Source organism: Aquibaculum arenosum, assembly GCF_029222965.1.
Taxonomy (GTDB): domain Bacteria; phylum Pseudomonadota; class Alphaproteobacteria; order Kiloniellales; family DSM-21159; genus Aquibaculum; species Aquibaculum arenosum.
This window is the reverse complement of sequence record NZ_JARHUD010000004.1, coordinates 78,296-97,334: the sequence shown is the minus strand read 5'-3', so window position 1 is coordinate 97,334 and position 19,039 is coordinate 78,296. Positions and strand designations below refer to the sequence as shown.

The following is a 19,039-nucleotide window of genomic DNA, read 5'->3' as shown; positions in this document are numbered from 1 at the left end:
ATGACAGATCAGACGCTTCACCGCACCGTACAGCACGCCGCCCGCACCGGCGGCGATTCCCCGGTGGTGCAGCCGCCGTCCACCAAGACCGGTGTCATCGGCTGGCTGCGCGCCAATCTCTTCAGCACCTGGTACAACTCGCTGGCCACGCTGATCCTGCTCTACATCCTGGCGAAGCTCGTTCCCGGGATCATCGACTGGCTGTTCATCAGTGCCGTCTGGTCCCATACGGAACCGGAGGTCTGTCGCGCCGCGGATGGTGCCTGCTGGGCTTTCATCCACGAGAAGTATCGCCTGATCCTTTTCGGCACCTACCCCTTCGACGAGCAGTGGCGTCCCACCCTGGCCGTGCTGCTCTACCTGGTCCTGCTTCTTGCCAGCTGTAATCGCGCTTTCTGGAAGCCCTGGCTGGGCGTCGCCTGGGTCGTCTTGCTGGCTGTTATCGGGACCTTGATGTATGGCGGCATCTTCGGTCTGACCCAAGTGCCGACCACCCGCTGGGGCGGCCTGCCGCTGACCTTGATGCTGGCGTCCTTCGCGCTGGCCATCGGCTTTCCGCTGGGCATCCTCATGGCGCTCGGGCGGCGATCCGATCTGCCGATCGTCCGAATGCTGTCCGTGGCCTACATCGAGCTGATCCGCGGCGTGCCGCTGATCACCGTGCTCTTCATGGCCTCGGTGATGCTGCCGCTCTTCCTGCCGCAGGGGGTATCGATCAACAACCTGCTGCGCGCCCAGATCGGCATCATCCTCTTTGCCTCGGCCTATCTGGCGGAAGTGGTGCGTGGCGGATTGCAGGCCATTCCCAAGGGCCAGTACGAGGCCGCCGACAGCATCGGCCTCGGTTATTGGCAGAAGACGCGCCTCATCATCCTGCCCCAGGCCTTGCGGATCTCGATCCCGCCGCTGGTGAACACCTTCATCGGCCTGTTCAAGGATACCTCACTGGTGATCATCGTCGGGCTGTTCGATCTGGTGGGTGCCGCCAAGGCGGCGCTGACCGATCCCTCCTGGCGCGGCTTCTACCGTGAATCCTACTTTTTCATCGCCATGATCTATTTCGTCTTCTGCTTCTCCATGTCGAAGTACTCGCAGCACCTCGAAAAGAAGCTGAATGTCGGAACCCGTCGCTGAGGATGACCCTGTCATGAGCCTAGCAAGCGAACGCCAGTCCCCCACCGCCCACGCCGCCAGCGGCAGCCCGATCATCGAGATGACCGGGGTCAACAAGTGGTTCGGTGAATTTCACGTCCTGAAAGAAATCCATCTCGCCGTGGAGCGGAAGGAGCGCATCGTGATCTGCGGTCCCTCCGGCTCGGGAAAATCAACCATGATCCGCTGCATCAACGCCCTGGAGGAACACCAGCGCGGCAAGATCGTGGTGGACGGCATCGAACTGACCTCGAACCTGAAGAACATCGATGCCATCCGGCGCGAGGTCGGCATGGTGTTCCAGCAGTTCAATCTCTTCCCGCATCTCACGGTGATGGAGAACCTGACCCTGGCGCCGATCTGGGTGCGCAAGGTGCCCAAGAAGGAGGCCGAGGAAACGGCCATGTACTACCTGGAGCGGGTGCGCATCCCGGAGCAGGCCCAGAAGTACCCGGGTCAGCTTTCCGGCGGCCAGCAGCAGCGCGTGGCCATCGCGCGCTCGCTTTGCATGAAGCCCAAGATCATGCTGTTCGACGAACCCACATCCGCCCTCGACCCCGAAATGGTCAAGGAGGTGCTGGACACCATGGTCTCGCTTGCCGAGGAAGGCATGACCATGCTCTGCGTCACCCACGAAATGGGCTTTGCGCGCACGGTTGCCGACCGGGTGATCTTCATGGACTTCGGCGAGATCGTCGAACAGAACCGCCCGGACGACTTCTTCGGCAACCCGCAGTCCGACCGCCTCAAGCTCTTCCTCAGCCAGATCCTGCATTAGAGACAGAACCGCAAGGCAGCTCGCTACTTAGAGCCGGGGGCTCGCAACCTTCGGCCGGCGGCGGTACTCTGCGCCCCTGTCGCAGGAGGAGACTTGCATGTTCTTCGAGCCCGGCCAGCACAAGCAGCACGGCCTGCCCTACAACCCCTTCAAGGCGTTGGTGGTGCCGCGTCCCATCGGCTGGATCACGACGATCGGGTCGGACGGCGTGGTCAACCTGGCGCCCTACAGCTTCTTCAACGGGCTCTCCGACGCGCCGCCCATGGTCTTCTTCGCCAGCAACGGCAAGCCACGCAGCCAGGACGGCGGCAAGGACAGCCTGCGCAACGCCGAGGAGAGCGGCGAGTTCGTCGTCAATCTCGTGACCTGGGATCTGCGCGAGGCGATGAACGCGACCGCCGCGCCCCTGCCTCCGGGTGAAAGCGAGCTGGAGCGCACCAAGCTCACGCTGGCGTCCTCGGAGAAGGTGAGCGTGCCGCGGATTGCGGACTCACCAGCGCACCTGGAATGCCGCTGGATCAAAACGGTGGACCTGCCCTGCACCCTGCCCGACACCGGCAACCACATGGTGATCGGTGAGGTGGTGGGCATCCACATCGAGGAGTCGCTGCTGACCGACAAGGGTTTGGTCGACCTGGCCCGCGCGCGGCCCGTCGGCCGCCTGGGCTATATGGACTACACCGTGGTCGACACCATTTTCGCCATGGAGCGCCCGAAGCGCTGAGCCTGCCGCCCTTTGGAGCGAATCACGCGTCGCGATCCAAGGCCTTTACTTTCAGGCAAAGGGTCAACCGCGCGCCGCGCAGGGCAAGCCGGCGCCAGGGCGCGTCGAACTCCAGCACCGCGAGGGCGGCGGTGGGAAACTTGGCCTGGATCTGCGCCACTGCCTGCACGTCGGAGCCGCGGCCGGCGAGACTGAGCGCCAGGCTCTCGAGCTGCGGGTTGTGCCCGATCAGCAGCACGCTGGAGTGATCCTCCGGCAGGTGGCGCAGCGTTCGCAAGACGGCGTCCTGGCTGGCACCATAGAGCTGCGGCGTCTCCTCCACCTCGGGCCGGTCCGGCAGTTCCGGCGCGACGAGGTTCCAGGTCTCCTGCGCCCGCCGGGCCGGGGAGACCAATACGCGTTGCGGCCGCCAGCCGCGCTGGGCGATTTCCCGGCCCATGCGCGGCGCAGCCTGCCGCCCCCGAGGTGCCAAGGGGCGCTGCCAATCCTCCAGGGTGAGGTCGTCCCAACCCGACTTGGCGTGGCGGAGCAACAGCAGCCGTTTCATGGTCTTTGAATGTCCCCTCCTGCCGCGAGGAGCACCCCTTGCCTTTTTGGGTAGCGCGGCAAATCTGGTGTAGACTATAGCAGCTCGTAATCGATTGGCTTTGCGGCCGATCCTGTCAGAAAGGATTCACTTGAGTAAGGCGGCACGCCAGACGGAAGCCCGGGAGCGCACCGGGGCGGTGATCCAGGCGCCGATGAGCCCCTGGCCCACCGCCGACTCGCCCGAGCGCTTCATCAACCGCGAGCTGTCCTGGCTGACATTCAATGAGCGGGTGCTGGACGAAGCCTTCAACACCCGGCATCCGCTGCTGGAACGGGTGCGCTTCCTTTCGATCTCGGCCAGCAATCTCGACGAGTTCTACATGGTGCGCGTGGCCGGCCTGCGCGGGCAGGTGGGCGCCGGTGTGAAGGACATCAGCCAGGAGGGCATGACGCCGGCCGAACAGCTGAGGGCGATCCATTCCCGCGCCCAGCGGCTGATGCAGCGCCAGCAGCTCTGCTGGACCACCCTGCGCGAACAGTTGGCCGACAACGGCATCGACGTGCTGGCCCGCGAGGAGTTGAGCGAAGCCGACCGGCGCTGGCTGGCCGACTACTTCGAAGAGCAGCTCTTTCCCATGCTCACGCCAATTGCCATCGACCCGGCGCACCCCTTCCCCTTCGTGCCGAACCTGGGCTTTGCGCTGGTGATGCGGCTGGTGCGCGCGGCGGACGAGGAGCCGCTCAACGGCCTGGTCCTGCTGCCGCAGCAATCCGAGCGCTTCGTGCGCCTGCCGGGCGAGCGGCCGCGCTTCGTGCGCAGCGAGCAGATCATCCGCCTGAACCTGAACCGTCTTTTCCCCGGCATGGAGGTCTCGGAGTTTGGCGTCTTCCGGGTCATCCGAGACAGCGATGTCGAGGTGGAGGAAGAGGCCGAGGATCTGGTGCGCGTCTTCGAAAGCGCGCTCAAGCGCCGGCGGCGCGGTTCGGTGATCCGTCTGGCGGTCAATGCCGACATGTCCGCCGATATGCACGATTTCATCCTTGCCGAACTGGGCGCCTCACCCGACGATGCCTTCCGGCTTGGGGGCATGATCGGCTTGGTCGACGTGCAGCAACTCATCATCGACAATCGCCGCGATCTGCTCTTCCCGCCCTATGTACCGCGCTTTCCCGAGCGCATACGCGATTATGACGGAGATTGCTTCAAGGCCATCCACGCCAAGGACATCATCGTTCACCACCCCTATGAATCCTTCGACGTGGTGGTGCAGTTCGTGCGCCAGGCCGCCGCCGACCCGCAGGTGGTGGCGATCAAGCAGACGCTCTACCGTACGAGTGAGGATTCCCCTATTCTGCGCGCGCTGACCGAGGCGGCGGAGGCCGGCAAGTCGGTGACCGCACTGGTGGAGCTCAAGGCCCGCTTCGACGAGGAACGCAACATCCGCTGGGCGCGCAATCTGGAGCGCGCCGGGGTGCAGGTGGTCTACGGCTTCATCCGCCTGAAGACCCACGCCAAGGTGGCTTTGGTGGTGCGGCGCGAGGGCGGCGCCCTGCGCTCCTACGTGCACTACGGCACCGGCAACTATCACCCGATCACCGCCAAGATCTACACCGACCTCAGCTTCTTCACCACGGACCGCGTGCTCTGCCGTGACGCGGCGCGGCTGTTCAACTACATGACCGGCTATGCCAATCCCGGCAAGCTGGAGAAGCTGGCCATTGCCCCGATTAACCTCCGCGAAACCCTGATGGAGAACATCGAGGCGGAGATCGCCCACGCCCGCACCGGCCGACCGGGCGCAATCTGGGCCAAGCTAAACGCCCTGGTGGACGGCGACATCATCGACGCGCTCTATCGCGCCTCCCAGGCCGGCGTCGAGATCGACCTGATCGTGCGCGGCATCTGCTGCCTGCGCCCCGGGGTGCCGGGCTTGAGCGAGAACATCCGGGTGAAGTCCATTGTCGGTCGCTTCCTGGAGCACGGACGCATCGTCTGCTTCGGCAATGGTCAGCCCCTGCCCTCGCCCGACGCCAAGGTCTTCATCTCCTCGGCCGACTGGATGCCACGCAACCTGAACCGCCGCGTAGAGATTCTGGTGCCGATCGAGAACCCCACCGTGCACGAGCAGGTGCTGGAGCAGGTCATGGTCGCCAATCTGCGGGACGAGGCCCAATCCTGGATCATGCAGCCCGACGGCGACTTCGAGCGGGTCGACGGCGGCGAGAGCCCCTTCAGCGCCCAGTCCTTCTTCATGACAAATCCCAGCCTCTCCGGCCGCGGCTCGGCGCTGAAACGCGAACCCAGAGGCGAATGGGCCGGCCCTGGCGCCAAACAATCGAGGACAGCGGACGCGTGAGCGCAGCGGACGTGACCTGTACCCCCATCCGTCCCGTCGCACCGGTGGGAGTGGTCGATATCGGCTCCAACTCCGTGCGCCTGGTGGTCTTCGACGGCCTGCGCCGGGTGGCGGTACCGCTGTTCAACGAGAAGGTGCTCTGCGGCCTGGGTGCCGGGCTGCACCACAGCGGAAAACTCAACCCGGAAGGCCGCGCCCTGGCCCTGGAGACCCTGGTTCGCTTTGCCGGCCTGGCCCGGGCCATGAAGGTAAGCGAATTGGACCTGCTGGCCACCGCGGCGGTGCGCGATGCAGCCGACGGCCCGGACTTCGTACGACAGGTAGAAGAGCGCACCGGCCACCCCGTGCGCGTTCTTTCCGGGCAGGATGAGGCACAGCTCTCTGCGCTCGGCCTGCTGTCCGGCCAGCCGGACAGCGCCGGTGTCATGGGCGATCTCGGTGGCGGCAGCCTCGAACTGGTGGCCGTGGAGCAGGGGCGCACCAATGGCTGGGTTTCACTCAAGCTCGGGCCGCTGCGGCTGCAGGACGAGGTGGGCAGTGACCTGCGCGCAGCCCGGCGCCTGATCGATGCCGAACTGGCGAAGCTTGATTGGCTGGACGGCCTGGAGGGCCGTGACTTCTATGCCGTGGGCGGCGCCTGGCGCGCACTGGCACGCCTGCACATGGAGCAGAGCCGCTACCCGCTGCACATGGTACAGGGCTACGCCATCGACCGCAGCGAAGCCGAGGAGGTGGCCAAACTGGTCGCCAGCATGGGCCGGCGCTCGCTCGATCGCCTGGTGGACCTGCCGGCGCGCCGCCTGGAAACCCTGCCCTATGCGGGAATGCTGCTGTACCGCATCCTGCGGAAGGGGCGCCCCCGGCGGCTGGTCTTCTCCTCGCGCGGCCTGCGCGAAGGCTGGATCCTGGACCGGCTCAGCGAGGAGGAGCGCAGCCGCGACCCCCTGCTCGTGGCCGTGCGCGACTGGGCCACCTCCGACGGGCGCTTTGGCGACCTGGGGCAGGAGATCACGGCTTGGGCCGCGCCGCTCTTTCCCGAGGAAAGCGAGGCGCAAGCCCGGCTGCGGCTGGCCACCAGCCACCTCTCCGACATCGGCTGGCGCTACCACCCGGACTACCGGGCGGAACAGACACTGCTGCGCATCCTGCGCGCCCAGGAGTTCTGCGTGGAACATGATGAGCGCGCCTTCATCGGCCTGGCGCTCTATCACCGCTACGGCGGAGAGAAGAGCAAGCGAGTCCTCAAGGGGCCGCAATCGCTGCTGGGCTCGGCGCGCAGCAAGGAAGCCGAGATCCTTGGTCGGACCCTGCGCATCGCTTACCTGCTGTGCGGCGGCGCGGCGGAAATGCTGCTTCGCTGCCGACTTGAGCGCTCTGCCGAACACCTCATCCTGCGGGTGCCCGAAGACGCGCCGGTGCCCCCCGGCGCCACCATCGAAAAGCGGCTTTCCTCCCTCGCCTCCAGTCTGAAACTCTCCGAAGCGCGGGTGGTGAGCGACCCCGTTGCTTGACATAATGACTGGCGGGCGGCGGAACAGTGGGAACGAAGCGCCGGGCTGACGTGTCTTACTCCTGTCCGGGACCGTACATCTGTGTGCGGCCTCCAGCCCGGTGATCCAATCAAGGAGTGGCCATGCAGCCCAGAAAACCCGCCGCCATCGCCATTGCACTTCTCCTGAGCCTCGCGGTGCCGCAAGGTGCGCTGGCGCAGTTGGAGGAACCGGAAGGCTCCTGCTTCGAACCGGTGAAGCCGGCCTGCGCCGAGGTCACGGTCGAGTCCGAGGACGAGGGCTGGGCCCTGCGCTGCCAGGAGGAACTGACCCAGTTCCTGGAAGAGGTGGACGGCTATCGCCAGTGCGTGGTCAATCGCATCGACCGCATGCGCGAACAGGCAAGCGAAGAGCGCGAGCACATGAATTGCCTGGTGGAAAGCGAAGGGAGCGGCGACTGTTGAGCGAAGAGAACAAGGACGAGATCCGCTGGTTCGGCCACACACCGAGCCTGGACCGGGACAGCCGCAGCCTGCGCTTTCACGGCGAGGTCGGCCGCGGCGAGGAGGCACGCACCATCAACGTGGCCGTGCGCTGGGAAGCACTTGAAGCACTGGAAGGCCAACAAAGCGAGGTGCGCGACCGGGCGCGCTACAGCGCGATCTTCGAGGAGCACCGCGACCGCTTCGAAGCCATTGCCGCGAAGCTCCATCGGCACGACACTCCCCTGCAGGACGGTTATCTCGTGATCGGGCCAGAGCACCTGGGCAGCGGCGCCTGAGCGCGTCTCAACCTGTTGAAGAGACCGGAATGCGTTCGGTGAGTTCCAGATAGCGCACCGTCGCCTCGGTCCGGTTGCGCACCTTCAGCTTTTTGAAGATCGACCGGCAGTGCAGCTTGACCGTGACCGGATTGAGCTCGAGCCGCGCCGCAATCTCCTTGTTCGAGCAGCCCTGTAAGAGATGCTGCATCACGTCCTTTTCCCGGCGGGTGAGGGCGAGATTTTCGACGGCGGGCCTATCCCTGGCATCGCCTGTGCGCGCAAAGGTTTGTGATCCCGGGTAATGGGTGCTGCGCCCGCGGGAGGACACAAAGATTTCTCCCGCCAGCATGAGGTCCACGGCGGGAGGAATGGCGGTGATCGCCAGGGCCTTGGAGATAAAGCCGACCCCGCCTTGGTCCAGCACCCGGTCCGGCAGGCTTTCGTCTTCCAGGCCACTCCAGATCGCAACCGACACCTCCGGCCGGCGCTCCTTCACGCGCTGCACGATGGCGTCGCCCGGGATATCGGGCAGTGTGTAGTCTATGATGCAGAGATCCAGCGCTTCCTCCTGGTCGAGCCATTGGAGGAAGTCCGTAAAGCGCGTGAACTCGAGGGTTCTGTGGCCACGCGCGGCAATGAGTTCGCGCAAGGCTTTAGCAATCAGCGGGTGATCATCCACTATGGCAATCACCCTATCTGGCAAGGCCATCCCGTTCTCTCCGTCCGGCGGGGCAGACAGAAAACCCACCCTTTCCATAACCGGAACCTATCGTCTGGATTTGCTTTTGGGAAGTCAGTAATCTCCTCACAGTAGAATATAACGAGGCAACAGACCGACCTCAGGTCTTCCCCAGAAAGTCTCGGCTTGCCGCCAAGCGAGGTACCATAGCAACCGGGAGCCCTGGTTCAGAGCGGATCGCGTTCAGCGCAGACTGTCCAACTGGCCGATCCAGCCATCGATGGGCGTCGCCCCCGCCGCACCGCGTGCGCCGCTGCCATCACGTGCCGTGAGCAGCGGCCACCATCCGTTGAACGCCCCGGTGGCGCTGCTGCGCAGGGCGTAGACCCAGAAGCCAGCCGTCGGCCGCGTCATCGCACCGCCGATGCCATAGCCCAAACCACCGCCGCCATAGCCGAATCCGCTGAGATTGGAGACCCGCCCAGTGCGCACGCTCGGCAGTCCGTCGGCGCCGATGATGAAGGCCTGATCACGATCCTGCGCCACATCGGCCAGCGCACCGCTCGGCAGGCGATAAAGGTTGTTGCGAGACATCCTGTCCGACAGGCGGTCCTGGATGATCACCTGACGATAGCCCGGGCTCATTCCCACGCCGCCGGCCGCGCCACGAAAGGCGGGCTGATAGGGTCTGTTATTCCACTGTGCCGTTGCTTCGGCCAGGGGCAGGACAAGGACAAGTGCCAGTCCGGCCGCCAGGGAAAGGATCTGCTGTTTCATACCGACCTCCTTCCGTTCTGAAATGGAGCCCCGGACGTCCCCTCCCCGTCGTCTCGTCGCTTCGTCACGTTTCGCTTGGCCCCTCCTCGGAGTCCTCGCCTGAGCCTTCTTCCTCGCCACCCTCCGGGCCAAGATAGCGGTAGGCGAGGATCGCAGCCGCGGTTCGGCTGCGACAGCCCAGCTTCGCCAACAGGCTGCGCACCATGTTGCGGATCCGACCGAGCGGCATACCAAGCCTGTCGGCAATTTCAGCATTGCTTGCCCCGGTCATGAGGAGGGCAAGCAACCGGCGCTCCTCCTCCTCCAGTTCCGCCAGGGCCGCCCCGTGACGCTGGCGGTCGATGAGCAGCTGCACTCCCGGTGGCGGCAGGCTGGTTACACCCTGCACCGCGTCGAGCAGGACATCCGCGCCCACCTCACGCAGCCGGGCCGGCTCGATCCAGCCGGCCAGGGATTGCAGCAATTGTTCGCGCTCCAGACGGTACAGGACCGTGGAGAGCTCTTCCAAGGGGGATATCACTATTATGCGAAGCGCTGGGGGAAAGGTGCGCCGCCGCTGACGAAGCAGGCGCAAGAGACCCCGGCCGCTGGTGATGAGCACGCCGATCTGCCGCCCCACCGGGACCGGTAAGGGCGTGGCGATCACCGCAGGGAAGTCGTAGCGCCCCAGCACCGCCATGCGTGTTGGCTGCACCATGGCTTCCAGCACCTCGCGCTGGAAGCTGTCGCTGCCGACAAGGATGACGCCCCCTGCCGCGCCGAACGGGCCGGTGGCTGGCTCAGGCATTCTGCGTCCCTTTCTGTTTTTTATTCTTCACGGCCTGCCTCGCTGAACAGAGGTCACAGGATACAATGCCCAGTGACAGTGCGTTGTGCGGCCGCTCGGAGTGTCCAGCAGCAATTGTGAGGCGAATACCCCTTTCGCTTTACCGGAATAGGCGCAAAACGGTCCGCCCTACTCCTCCCGCCACAACGCCCTCAACCCGTATTGATCGAACCAGATCTTAACTGAGACTTTACCAAACCCCCTTTTCTCTCACTTTATACTTTTGCTCCTCTGCCTCTGTACGCTTGTTGCGGGTAGGCTTGTGTCAAATGGCGGGCGTTACTGAGACGCGAACAGGGCACCCCCGCCGGGGCAAGCAGCAAGGAACGGGAGTTGAGAAGAATGGGCCTGAACCGGATCGTGATCGGACTGGGATTATCGCTCGCCCTGGCGGGCTGCCAGACCGCAGCCGTGGTCGCCGAAGGCAAGGCGCCGGCGGTGCGGCCGGCCTACAGCTTCCCGGTCACCACCAACACCACGCCCTATACACGCTGCCTGCAGACGCTCGCGAGCTATCCCGGCAGCCACCTCCCCTCCTTCGCCGTCGGCGAGGTCTCTGACAAGACCGGCCAGATGGACACCCTGACCGAGAGCACCGTGCTCACCCAGGGCCTGTCGGAAATGGTGATGAGCGCACTTTGGCGCAGCGGCAAGGTGCGCATGGTGGAGCGCTATGACCTGCGCATCCCCCTGGCCGAACTGAAGATGATCGAGCAGGGGCTGACCAGCCGCTCGGCCAACGAACTACAGCAGTCGGTGCCGGCCAGCGACTTCGTCGTCCTCGGGGCGCTCACCGAGCTCAACTACAACATCGTCAGCGAGGGCGCCGGCCTGTGGGTCGGCGGCATCGGCGCCGGCGGGCGCACCGTCATCATCAACGTGGGCCTCGATCTGCGCCTGGTCAACGGCCGCACCTTCGAGGTGGTCCACGTTAGCACGCTGCAAAAACAGGTTTTTGGCTACGAAGTCGAAGCGAACGTCTTTCGTTTCTTCGGCTCCCAGCTCGTCGAGTTCGACGCGGGTCGCATTCAGAACGAACCGCTTCAACTCGGCGTGAGGTCCGTCATCGAGATGGCTGTCTACCAGATCATGACGGACTACTTCCGCCTCCCGAGTGAAGAACACTGTCAGGTCCGGGAGACGAACTTCTTCGAAGAAACCCTGACAGGCAAAACCAAAGAAATGGAGAGCTAGTGATGAGTACAGTAAAGCGCACTCTTATGTTGGCCGGCGCCTCGGCCGTCGCTATGGGCCTGCTTGCACCGTCCGGCGCAGAGGCTTTCGACAAGATCCACTGGCACTGGAACAATCACGTCAATGGCTTCGTGAGCAAGTATATCAATATCCACGCCAACTTCGATCCGAAGGGTCTGGTGATGGTTGAAGGCTTGCAGACGCAGCTCGGCGATGTGACCTCCAAGTCGGTCGTCTTCAATGTCGACAACAATTCTCCGAACGGCGAGTCCGTGACCCAAGAAGTCGACCTCGGGAAGGTAAACCTGGAAGCCGCCGGATACGGCAAGGTCACATGGAACAACGAAGGTGAACTTGTCGCCGAGAATGGCGACGTTCTTCAGAATCAGAACTGCTCGGTTACCGGGTTGGGAGGTTGTTACCTTGATCTCGGCACCGCCACCATCACCCTCGAAGGCATGGGCGGTCCGCTCAATGCAGTTACGGAGCTCCCCGAGGTCGTGAGCACGGCGGCGGCGATCGGCAACAGCTTCTCGATCGAGAGCCCGACCATGACCGAGTTCCACGTCGAGCAGACCCTGAAGGGCGATCAGCTCTTCCAGCCGGCGAGCATCGACGCGGATTCCTTTGTCTGGGACATCAAGAACGCGACGGTCGACAGCTCGGCCACCGCGGTGGGCAACAGCTTCAGCCTCGACCTGGAGACGGTGAAGGAGAGCGGCGGCTTCGGCTTCCCATACGGCGGCTTTGGCGGTGGATCGGATGACCTGATCGTCATCGGCGACGTCACGCAGTTCAGCCACGCCAACATGAATGCCACCTCCTTCGTCGCGGATGTGAGCATCTCCAACTACAACAAGCTGGGCAAGATCGACCGTCCGATCGTGAGCTCGGTGGCCACGGCCGTGGGTAACGCTGCCAACGTGTCCGTCAACGTCGGCGGTGCCGGCGGCCTCTGATCCAGGACGCGCGAATGGGCTGAACAACAGCCCTAGAGCGTAACTCTCTCTGACTTGCGGGGTGGGCCCGCGGCTCACCCCGCCCCTTTTCCGGCTCACAGACAACAAGGAGCCTCGCCATGAAAGCACACAGCCTCATTCTCGCCACCGCCCTGGGCGGCCTCGTGGCCCTGATGGGAGAGAACCTGCCGTCGCTCTCAGGAGAGACCGTCGTGCAACAGGCTGCTGCCCAACAGATGGGACGCCAGGGCTGGGGCTACTCCCGCAACAAGTCCATGGCCGCACAGTTCCAGCACGTCGAGCGGGAAAACAAGAAGAACCGCGCAGCCGGCGGCGGAGGCGGCGGTGGTGGTGGCTCGGTCACCCAGTACGTGACGAACTACAACACCAGTTCGACCGCCATCGGCAACTACACCCAGATCGAGCAGATCCTCAGCGACGGCGCTCAAGGCTCGCTGGACTACCTGGCCGATCAGGACAGCAGCGGCAATCAGGGTGCCGATTCCTTGACCGATCTGAATATCGACAACTCGGTGGGCAAAAACAGCCGCGGCAAACGCAAGAAAAACAAGTCCGAGGCAAAAAATTGATCAAGACAGAGTACTAAACACCACCGGGGTCCACTTGCCGCAGCCGGCCTGGCCGGCTGCCAGGGATGGGGTATCGTCCAATGCAGACTTTCAGCCATAAGGCCCGCGCCCTCAGCGGCCGGGCCGCCCTTGTCATAGCCGCACTCGCGCTCCCGCTTGCAGCAGCGCAAATGGTTTCCGCCGAGACATTCAAGGTTCCAGCGACAGCCGAAGAGCGCGACGCGCTCGCACGCTCGGCGGAGGCGGGGGATCCGGATGCACTCTACCTGGTGGGCGCCCTCGGTATCGAAGGCCGCGTGCGCGACCTTTCACGCGAAGATGCCTTGTCCGCCCTGTTCCAGGCCGCCGAGGCGGGACAGGTCGAGGCGAATCACCTCCTGGGGGTGATGTTCGCCACCGGCCAACTGGTGCGCCAGGATCGCGCCCGCGCGGCAAGCCACCTGGAAGTCGCTGCCACAGCCGGTCATGCAGAGGCTCAGGAAGCCCTTGCCCAGGCCTATCTGGCCGGTGCCGGTGTACCGCAGGACAGCGCACAAGCGCTCCACTGGCTGGAGCAGGCCGCTGCGCAGCACAGCACCGCGGCTCGGGTCAATCTCGCCGTGCTCCTCCTCAACGGCGACGCAAGCGTCCGCGCCCCCGAACGTGGCCTGGCGATGTTGAGCAAAGCGGCGGAGGAAGGCTTGCCCGCCGCACAGCACAATCTCGCCTGGGCCTATCAACAAGGCGAGAGTGTCGTGCCGGACGCCGCCCTGGCGCTCGCTTGGTACCGGCGCGCCGCGGAGCGCGGCTATCAACGCTCGCAGTACAATCTTGGCGGCATGCTGCTGGACCCGGAGTTTGCCGGTTTTGACCCGGTGGAGGGCCTGTCCTGGCTCATGCTTGCAGCCGCCGGCGGCAATTCAGAGCTCAAGGCGCAGGCCACAAATCTGCTGCACGAGCTGGCGGCGGAAACGCCCCCGAACCTGCTCAACGAGGCGGGAGAAAGAGCCCGGATCACAGCCATGCGCGCCGGCATGAGCAGCGGGCAGTGACGAGGCGCTTCCTGCCGGCCCCGGTCAGACGTCTGGCCGGGGCCGGTGGCCTGATTCTGGTGGCCTGCGCGTTGAGCGGCTGCCTCTACGCTGGCGGCATGGCCGCAGCCGCGCTTGTCAGCGGCGTGAGCGGCTCCGATACGGCAGCAACCCCGGCCCCTGGCACCGGCGTGCAGAACGGTCGCAATTTCGATCCCTCCATCGGCCAGGCCCTGGCCGCCTCGCAAAGCTCGCCCCTGAATGCCTGCCGCGCCCGTCTGCCGGAAAGTGAGCCTCTGGCGGCCGGACAATGCGCCGTCCGGCCCGTCTGCCTGCCGGGCGCAGTACAGCCCAGCGAACTCCTCGTCTGCCACGCCCCGCAGTAGCCGGGCCGCCACACCCGATTTTGAGCACCTGACCCTAAACAGGTGCAAGCAAGCCTCCCGTGGGCCAGCGGCCCGTATCGCACCGTGCCATCAGCCATGCGCGGGCGTTCATTTGGCTGTGGGCGGGAAAGTGGAGCCCCGGCGTTGGGGCTTCGGGAGTGGGGCACGCCGGGGCTCCTGCAAGGCCGAATAACCGTTCGGCCTGACAATACTAGGAGAAACGCGAGCGAGACGGGAGTGCTATATCGGAAATCTCTCTACCCAAATGGTTGATTTTATTTATCCGCTATTACCCGCGCACAAGATATTGGCGCTGATCAATCAAGTTGGCGGCGATCGGCAACAGAAGCTGTTCCAGTTGCCCCGAAAATGTTCCTATCCCGCGACACGAAGGCGGCGCTTTACTGCTCGCAGTATTATTTCCGATCTACGCCCTTTGGGTAGGTATGGCATGCACCCCATACCCTTGCGCAACGACCCTAGCCTTCTGCCACTCACCATAGTTCGCATTACCGGGGTAGTTTTGCCCTGTGGGCGGCCTACCCAAATCCGAAGAAGCGGGATCAGGCCGAAAGGACGCTGATTACAGCCAGTAAGCGGAAATGCTTTCGAGACCGCCTGCGACCAATAAGAGCCCGCAAGCCAATGATGGATGGGGCAAAACGGAGTGCTGTCATGGAACATTCTGTAGAACTGTTGCTCATCGACAGGAATCGTCTCTTGCGGGAGGGGCTAAAGCGGATGCTCTCCGGCTCGAACGTCGCCGTGACCGAGGAATGTGCCGACGTCGCCGAGGCGGTGCAGCGCGATTTCAGCGGCTGGATGCCGGCGATCGTGCTCATGGAATGGGTGGGTCCTGAAGCCGAACGTGCCAATCCTGTGGGCGAGATCCTCACCCGTTGGCCCGGGGCAAGGGTCATTGTTTTCGGCGACAGCCTGAACAAGTCCGAAATGGTCATGGCGCTGCGTGCTGGCGCCTCCGGCTATCTGCTGAAAAGCATGTCACTGGATGCCCTGATCCATTCCCTGCGGCTGGTCCTGGTGGGCGAGGTGGTCTTCCCCACCGAGCTGGCCGGCCAGTTGGTCAAGGAACCCCTGCAAAGCAGCAGTGCCAGCTTCTCGCTCAACCACCTGGACATCGACCTGTCGCCGCGCGAGATCCAGATCCTGCGTTGTCTGGTGGCAGGCCAGGCCAACAAGCTGATCGCACGCGAGCTCAGCATCACCGAAGGCACGGTGAAGGTGCACATCAAGCGCCTGCTGAAGAAGATCAATGCCCGCAATCGCACCCAGGCAGCGATCTGGGCGCTGAACTCCGGTCTGCAGCACCAGCAGCCGAACGTCTCCTGACCCGAAGCGGCTGCCGCCCGAACAAGGGACGGCAGCCGGGACGGCAAAGAACCCCGGAGAGGATAAACTCTTTCCGGGGTCTTGCTTTGCGATCCCTTCCCAGGTGGCGGACAAACCAACGGCCGCCGAAGCGGCCGCTGGGAACCTTGCCGCGTTCGATCCGGGTTACGGCGGCGGCACCGCTTCCTCCCGCCGGGCGCGCAGAATGATCTGCTTGAAGCTGCGCCCGCTGCCGATGTGCCGGCTGCTGGGCTGCTGTGTCGCGCCGGCCGGCTTGTCCTTCTGACGGACGAGGGACAGGCGCGGCGGCGGAGGAGCCAGTTCCAGGCTGCCGGGCGGTGCCTCCTCCTGCGCCTCCAGCAGACAGGCCTCGGGCATGATCTCGCAAAGCGCCGCACGCAGTTCGGATGCGTCACCCGCCTGGCAGAGCGCATGGAGCCGCTCCAACTGCTGCTGCAGGCTGTCCCAGGCCGCATCGCGCGCCCGGGCACGCATGATCTTGGGGTGCGCGGTGGGCGCAAGCGCCTCCTGGGGGTGGAAGAGCTCCTCGGTGAGCTTCTCGCCGGGCCGCAGGCCGGTGTAGGCAATCCCGATGTCCTCCCCCGGAAGCAGGCCGGAAAGCTGGATCATCTGGCGCGCCAAGTCAGCGATGCGCACCGGCTCACCCATGTCGAGGACGAAGATCTCCCCGCCCTCGCCCATGGCCGCTGCCTGCAGGATCAGACTGACGGCCTCCGGGATGGTCATGAAGTAGCGGGTGATGTCGGGATGCGTGACGGTCACCGGCCCGCCGCTTTCGATCTGGCGCCGAAACAGCGGCACCACGGAGCCGGCGGAGCCCAGCACATTGCCGAAACGGGTGGTGATGAAGGCGGTCTGGCTGCGCCCGTCCAGGGCCTGACAATAGATCTCCGCCAGGCGCTTACTGGCGCCCATGACGTTGCGGGGATTGACCGCCTTGTCGGTGGAGACCTCGACAAAGGTTGCGGCTTCGAACTCCACAGCCAGGTCGGCCACGTTGCGGGTGCCGAAGACATTGGCCTCGACCCCGGCCACGGGATTGCTCTCCACCAGCGGCACATGCTTGTAGGCCGCGGCATGGACCACGATCTCCGGGCGATAGCGCTCGAAAACCGTGCGCAAGCGCGCCCGGTCGCGAATGTCGGTCAGGCTGGCGCTGAAGGCGAGGCCGGGAAAGCGCTCCGCCACCTCGCGCTCGATGGCGTAGAGGTTGTACTCGCCGCTGTCGAGCAGGATCAGGTGCCGGGGGTCTTGTGCCGCGATCTGGCGCACCAGTTCCGAGCCGATCGATCCGCCGGCGCCGGTAACCAGAATGGTCTTGCCGGCAATAAAGCGCCGCACCGCCGCCGCATCGATCTCCACCACTTCGCGGCCCAGCAGATCCTCGAGCTGCACGGCGCGCAGCCGGGCGATGCCGACCCGCCCGCTGGCCAGTTCCGACAGGCGCGGCAGGGTGATGCAGGGCACCTTGGCCCGGGCGCAGGTGTCGTAGAGGCCTCGGATCACCCGTCCCGGCGCCGACGGCATGGCTATCAGCACCACATCGATTCCCGGCCCGCGCAGCCGCGAGGCGAGTTGCCCGAGATGGCCCAGCACCGGCACGCCATGCAGGGTGCTGCCCTGCTTTTCCCGGGCGTCGTCCAGGATGCCGACCGGGCGATAATCCTCCTGCTTCAGCAGATCGCGAATCAAGAGGTCCGCTGCCGAGCCGGCCCCCAGCACCAGCGCCCGCTTGCTCTGTTCCGGGCGGTGGCGCCCCTCGACCGACCAGCGCAGCACGATGCGCGAAGCGGCAAGTCCGCCGCCGAGCAGGGCGGGATAGAGCACGATCGCCGACCGCGGCACGCTGGGCAGTGCGCCCAGGAAATAGAGCACCAACACGCCTGCGACACTGCCCAGCGCCACGGCCTTGAGAATGCACAAGAGATCGGACAGTGAGACGAAGCGCCAAATACCCCGATCCAGGCGCAACAACAGGAAGGCCGCCCCCTGCAGGGGCAGCATCACCAGCAGGAAGGTGCCCAGCGCCGGGGTCAGGACATGCTCGAAAGTGCCCAGATTGGCCGTCAGCCAGAAGGCGAAGAAGGCAGAAGCCAGGACCCAGAGCATGTCATGGGCAAAAGCCAAGGCGTTGCGTCCGCTCACGCCGGCGAGGCTGCCGGGAAGCAGGTCGGCCCCGCCACGACCGGGCAGCTGCACCACTCTCTCTGTCATGGCAATCATCCCTTCTCGCAAGGCATAGGGGTGGGCGCCGGGAGCAGGCAGCCCCAGCGCCAACGGCGATACTCGGATTGACGATGGACGTCAGTCAGGGAGCCGGCGGGCGCGGCCGCCTCAGCAGGTCACGTCCGACTGCGGGTCCAGGCGCGGCGGCGCCCTGGTTTCGATGCGCGCATGGGCCGCGGCGGTTCCCTTGGGAATCTCGACCCGCACGCAGGCGAAGGGACCGCGGTTGCCGTGTATCAGCACCAGATCGTCGGCAATCCCCCGCCCCTCGAAACGCAGGCGATTGCGGCCCTCGAAAAAGTTGTTGGTGATGACGCTGCGCAGGGGCGCCTTCGGCAACAACAGGGGCTCGGGCCCGTTCGGCTGGCCGTAGTCGTAGCGCTGCCAGTAGGGCCAGTTCTGGATCGAACGGCCCGTCACGTCGCGGAAGAGGTTGCCCTCCACCAGCAGGGTGCTGTTGGAGCGCTGGGTGATGGCGTGCAGCAGCGGGTCGTGGAAGCGGTTGCCGCGAATGAACATCACGCCCGACTGCTGCGGCCGCGAGACCACATTGCCGTTCTGGCCCACCTCGACGCAGTGCCGCGCGCAGCGCACGAAGAGATTGTCGAAAACCTCGGTCAGCCCGACATTCTCCTTGGTGGAGATGTCGTGGTTGTACATGCCGTTGAAGACATTGTCGGAAATCCGCACCGTCTCCACGATGTGGATCTCCAGGCCGTAGTCCTCGGTGCCGCCGTAGTTGGTGGCGATGCCATTGAAGATCATGTTCTCAACGATCAGCGCCCCGATCCGCACCGGAACGATGGTGCGCACGCTGCAGCCGTAGGGATTGGGGTGCCCGCGCCTGAGCGCCGTCACCGCGCAGCGCAGGGTCAGTCCGTCGAGTTCCACCGGCATGATCTCGCCGTAGTGGCCGGGCTCCAGGATGACGACGGAACAGGCCGGCAGCTTGGGCAGCAGCGGCGGCAGGCTCTGGGAGTCGACGTGGTAGACCTCGGGGTCGCCGCAGGGCGACACCTGGGAGGGGCGCTGCGCCAGGTTCTGCCAGACGGCCGGGTCGCTGGCCTCCAGCGAGCGGGGCGTGACCTGCAACGCGGCGCGGCGATGCTCACCGCAGGCCGAGAGCGGCAGCGAAACGAGCAGCAAGGCGGCCAGCACCAGCAGGCTGCGCAGGCTCCGGCCCCTCATCCTGTTGGCCCACTCCGACGGCACCGACAGCAGGGCCATGG

The 19,039-nt window shown here is 65.0% G+C and carries 19 protein-coding genes; 13 read left to right on the top strand and 6 right to left on the bottom strand.

All coding sequences use genetic code 11. The features are described from left to right. The 3 genes from P2G67_RS07625 to P2G67_RS07615 all read left to right on the top strand — a co-directional run bounded on the left by P2G67_RS07625 (window position 1) and on the right by P2G67_RS07615 (window position 2,654). Window positions 1-1,134: an amino acid ABC transporter permease gene (locus tag P2G67_RS07625; RefSeq protein WP_275821648.1), complete on the top strand. Its 1,134-nt coding sequence runs from the start codon at window positions 1-3 to the stop codon at window positions 1,132-1,134. Between the two features lie 13 nt (window positions 1,135-1,147). Beyond that, window positions 1,148-1,930, top strand: coding sequence for an amino acid ABC transporter ATP-binding protein (locus P2G67_RS07620; RefSeq protein WP_275821646.1), 783 nt, complete (start codon window positions 1,148-1,150; stop codon window positions 1,928-1,930). Between the two features lie 97 nt (window positions 1,931-2,027). After that, window positions 2,028-2,654 (top strand): flavin reductase family protein, encoded by a 627-nt coding sequence (locus P2G67_RS07615; protein WP_275821644.1) that lies wholly within the window; start codon window positions 2,028-2,030, stop codon window positions 2,652-2,654. Window positions 2,655-2,676: 22 nt separating this feature from the next. On the opposite strand, the gene P2G67_RS07610 is transcribed toward P2G67_RS07615, so the two are convergent. Then, window positions 2,677-3,201, bottom strand: coding sequence for a SixA phosphatase family protein (locus P2G67_RS07610; RefSeq protein WP_275821642.1), 525 nt, complete (start codon window positions 3,199-3,201; stop codon window positions 2,677-2,679). 193 nt (window positions 3,202-3,394) lie between these two features. On the opposite strand from P2G67_RS07610, the gene P2G67_RS07605 reads away from it, so the two are divergent. From P2G67_RS07605 to P2G67_RS07590, 4 genes are all read left to right on the top strand, one after another. Continuing rightward, a complete protein-coding gene (locus P2G67_RS07605; RefSeq protein WP_275822190.1) occupies window positions 3,395-5,539 on the top strand; it encodes an RNA degradosome polyphosphate kinase in 2,145 nt (714 codons plus the stop codon). Further along, window positions 5,536-7,050 carry a Ppx/GppA family phosphatase gene (locus P2G67_RS07600; RefSeq protein WP_275821640.1) on the top strand — a complete coding sequence of 505 codons (1,515 nt, stop codon included), beginning with the start codon at window positions 5,536-5,538 and terminating at the stop codon, window positions 7,048-7,050. The genes P2G67_RS07605 and P2G67_RS07600 overlap by 4 nt, the downstream gene beginning before the upstream one ends. 122 nt (window positions 7,051-7,172) lie before the next feature. Further along, window positions 7,173-7,493: a hypothetical protein gene (locus tag P2G67_RS07595; protein ID WP_275821638.1), complete on the top strand. Its 321-nt coding sequence runs from the start codon at window positions 7,173-7,175 to the stop codon at window positions 7,491-7,493. Further along, complete coding sequence (locus P2G67_RS07590; protein WP_275821636.1) at window positions 7,490-7,810, top strand: DUF1488 family protein; 321 nt, start codon at window positions 7,490-7,492, stop codon at window positions 7,808-7,810. The genes P2G67_RS07595 and P2G67_RS07590 overlap by 4 nt, the downstream gene beginning before the upstream one ends. A 7-nt stretch (window positions 7,811-7,817) precedes the next feature. On the opposite strand, the gene P2G67_RS07585 is transcribed toward P2G67_RS07590, so the two are convergent. The 3 genes from P2G67_RS07585 to P2G67_RS07575 form a co-directional block, all read right to left on the bottom strand. Then, complete coding sequence (locus P2G67_RS07585; protein ID WP_275821634.1) at window positions 7,818-8,501, bottom strand: response regulator transcription factor; 684 nt, start codon at window positions 8,499-8,501, stop codon at window positions 7,818-7,820. A 213-nt stretch (window positions 8,502-8,714) separates the two neighbouring features. Further along, on the bottom strand, window positions 8,715-9,248 hold the full coding sequence (locus P2G67_RS07580) for a hypothetical protein (RefSeq protein ID WP_275821632.1): 534 nt from the start codon (window positions 9,246-9,248) through the stop codon (window positions 8,715-8,717). 64 nt (window positions 9,249-9,312) lie between these two features. Continuing rightward, the gene (locus P2G67_RS07575) at window positions 9,313-10,035 is read right to left on the bottom strand and encodes a LuxR C-terminal-related transcriptional regulator (RefSeq protein ID WP_275821629.1); all 723 of its coding nucleotides are present in this window, start codon (window positions 10,033-10,035) and stop codon (window positions 9,313-9,315) included. Window positions 10,036-10,416: 381 nt separating this feature from the next. Here P2G67_RS07575 and P2G67_RS07570 point away from each other — a divergent pair, with 381 nt between their 5' ends. From P2G67_RS07570 to P2G67_RS07545, 6 genes are all read left to right on the top strand, one after another. Then, window positions 10,417-11,268 carry a CsgG/HfaB family protein gene (locus P2G67_RS07570; RefSeq protein WP_275821628.1) on the top strand — a complete coding sequence of 284 codons (852 nt, stop codon included), beginning with the start codon at window positions 10,417-10,419 and terminating at the stop codon, window positions 11,266-11,268. Window positions 11,269-11,294: 26 nt separating this feature from the next. Continuing rightward, window positions 11,295-12,227, top strand: coding sequence for a hypothetical protein (locus P2G67_RS07565; RefSeq protein WP_275821626.1), 933 nt, complete (start codon window positions 11,295-11,297; stop codon window positions 12,225-12,227). A gap of 119 nt (window positions 12,228-12,346) precedes the next feature. After that, window positions 12,347-12,817, top strand: coding sequence for a hypothetical protein (locus P2G67_RS07560; protein ID WP_275821624.1), 471 nt, complete (start codon window positions 12,347-12,349; stop codon window positions 12,815-12,817). 170 nt (window positions 12,818-12,987) lie between these two features. Further along, on the top strand, window positions 12,988-13,848 hold the full coding sequence (locus P2G67_RS07555) for a tetratricopeptide repeat protein (RefSeq protein ID WP_275821622.1): 861 nt from the start codon (window positions 12,988-12,990) through the stop codon (window positions 13,846-13,848). Next, the gene (locus P2G67_RS07550; protein ID WP_275821620.1) at window positions 13,845-14,213 is read left to right on the top strand and encodes a hypothetical protein; all 369 of its coding nucleotides are present in this window, start codon (window positions 13,845-13,847) and stop codon (window positions 14,211-14,213) included. Before P2G67_RS07555 ends, P2G67_RS07550 begins: the two co-directional genes overlap by 4 nt. Window positions 14,214-14,888: 675 nt before the next feature. Next, complete coding sequence (locus P2G67_RS07545; protein WP_275821618.1) at window positions 14,889-15,563, top strand: LuxR C-terminal-related transcriptional regulator; 675 nt, start codon at window positions 14,889-14,891, stop codon at window positions 15,561-15,563. Between the two features lie 165 nt (window positions 15,564-15,728). Here the strand turns inward: P2G67_RS07545 and P2G67_RS07540 are convergent, their stop codons facing one another. Both P2G67_RS07540 and P2G67_RS07535 read right to left on the bottom strand, forming a co-directional pair. After that, complete coding sequence (locus P2G67_RS07540; RefSeq protein WP_275821616.1) at window positions 15,729-17,798, bottom strand: polysaccharide biosynthesis protein; 2,070 nt, start codon at window positions 17,796-17,798, stop codon at window positions 15,729-15,731. 120 nt (window positions 17,799-17,918) lie between these two features. Further along, complete coding sequence (locus tag P2G67_RS07535; protein WP_275821614.1) at window positions 17,919-19,037, bottom strand: hypothetical protein; 1,119 nt, start codon at window positions 19,035-19,037, stop codon at window positions 17,919-17,921. Window positions 19,038-19,039 lie beyond the last annotated feature (2 nt).

Bases quoted from the DNA above. Each gene is read 5' to 3' on its own strand.
- P2G67_RS07585 (WP_275821634.1), bottom strand. From the start codon at position 8,501: ATGGCCTTGCCAGATAGGGTGATTGCCATAGTGGATGATCACCCGCTG.
- P2G67_RS07595 (WP_275821638.1), top strand. From the start codon at position 7,173: ATGCAGCCCAGAAAACCCGCCGCCATCGCCATTGCACTTCTCCTGAGC.
- P2G67_RS07580 (WP_275821632.1), bottom strand. From the start codon at position 9,248: ATGAAACAGCAGATCCTTTCCCTGGCGGCCGGACTGGCACTTGTCCTT.
- P2G67_RS07615 (WP_275821644.1), top strand. From the start codon at position 2,028: ATGTTCTTCGAGCCCGGCCAGCACAAGCAGCACGGCCTGCCCTACAAC.
- P2G67_RS07575 (WP_275821629.1), bottom strand. From the start codon at position 10,035: ATGCCTGAGCCAGCCACCGGCCCGTTCGGCGCGGCAGGGGGCGTCATC.
- P2G67_RS07560 (WP_275821624.1), top strand. From the start codon at position 12,347: ATGAAAGCACACAGCCTCATTCTCGCCACCGCCCTGGGCGGCCTCGTG.
- P2G67_RS07540 (WP_275821616.1), bottom strand. From the start codon at position 17,798: ATGACAGAGAGAGTGGTGCAGCTGCCCGGTCGTGGCGGGGCCGACCTG.
- P2G67_RS07570 (WP_275821628.1), top strand. From the start codon at position 10,417: ATGGGCCTGAACCGGATCGTGATCGGACTGGGATTATCGCTCGCCCTG.
- P2G67_RS07620 (WP_275821646.1), top strand. From the start codon at position 1,148: ATGAGCCTAGCAAGCGAACGCCAGTCCCCCACCGCCCACGCCGCCAGC.
- P2G67_RS07605 (WP_275822190.1), top strand. From the start codon at position 3,395: ATGAGCCCCTGGCCCACCGCCGACTCGCCCGAGCGCTTCATCAACCGC.
- P2G67_RS07535 (WP_275821614.1), bottom strand. From the start codon at position 19,037: ATGGCCCTGCTGTCGGTGCCGTCGGAGTGGGCCAACAGGATGAGGGGC.
- P2G67_RS07565 (WP_275821626.1), top strand. From the start codon at position 11,295: ATGTTGGCCGGCGCCTCGGCCGTCGCTATGGGCCTGCTTGCACCGTCC.
- P2G67_RS07545 (WP_275821618.1), top strand. From the start codon at position 14,889: ATGGAACATTCTGTAGAACTGTTGCTCATCGACAGGAATCGTCTCTTG.
- P2G67_RS07625 (WP_275821648.1), top strand. From the start codon at position 1: ATGACAGATCAGACGCTTCACCGCACCGTACAGCACGCCGCCCGCACC.
- P2G67_RS07610 (WP_275821642.1), bottom strand. From the start codon at position 3,201: ATGAAACGGCTGCTGTTGCTCCGCCACGCCAAGTCGGGTTGGGACGAC.
- P2G67_RS07555 (WP_275821622.1), top strand. From the start codon at position 12,988: ATGGTTTCCGCCGAGACATTCAAGGTTCCAGCGACAGCCGAAGAGCGC.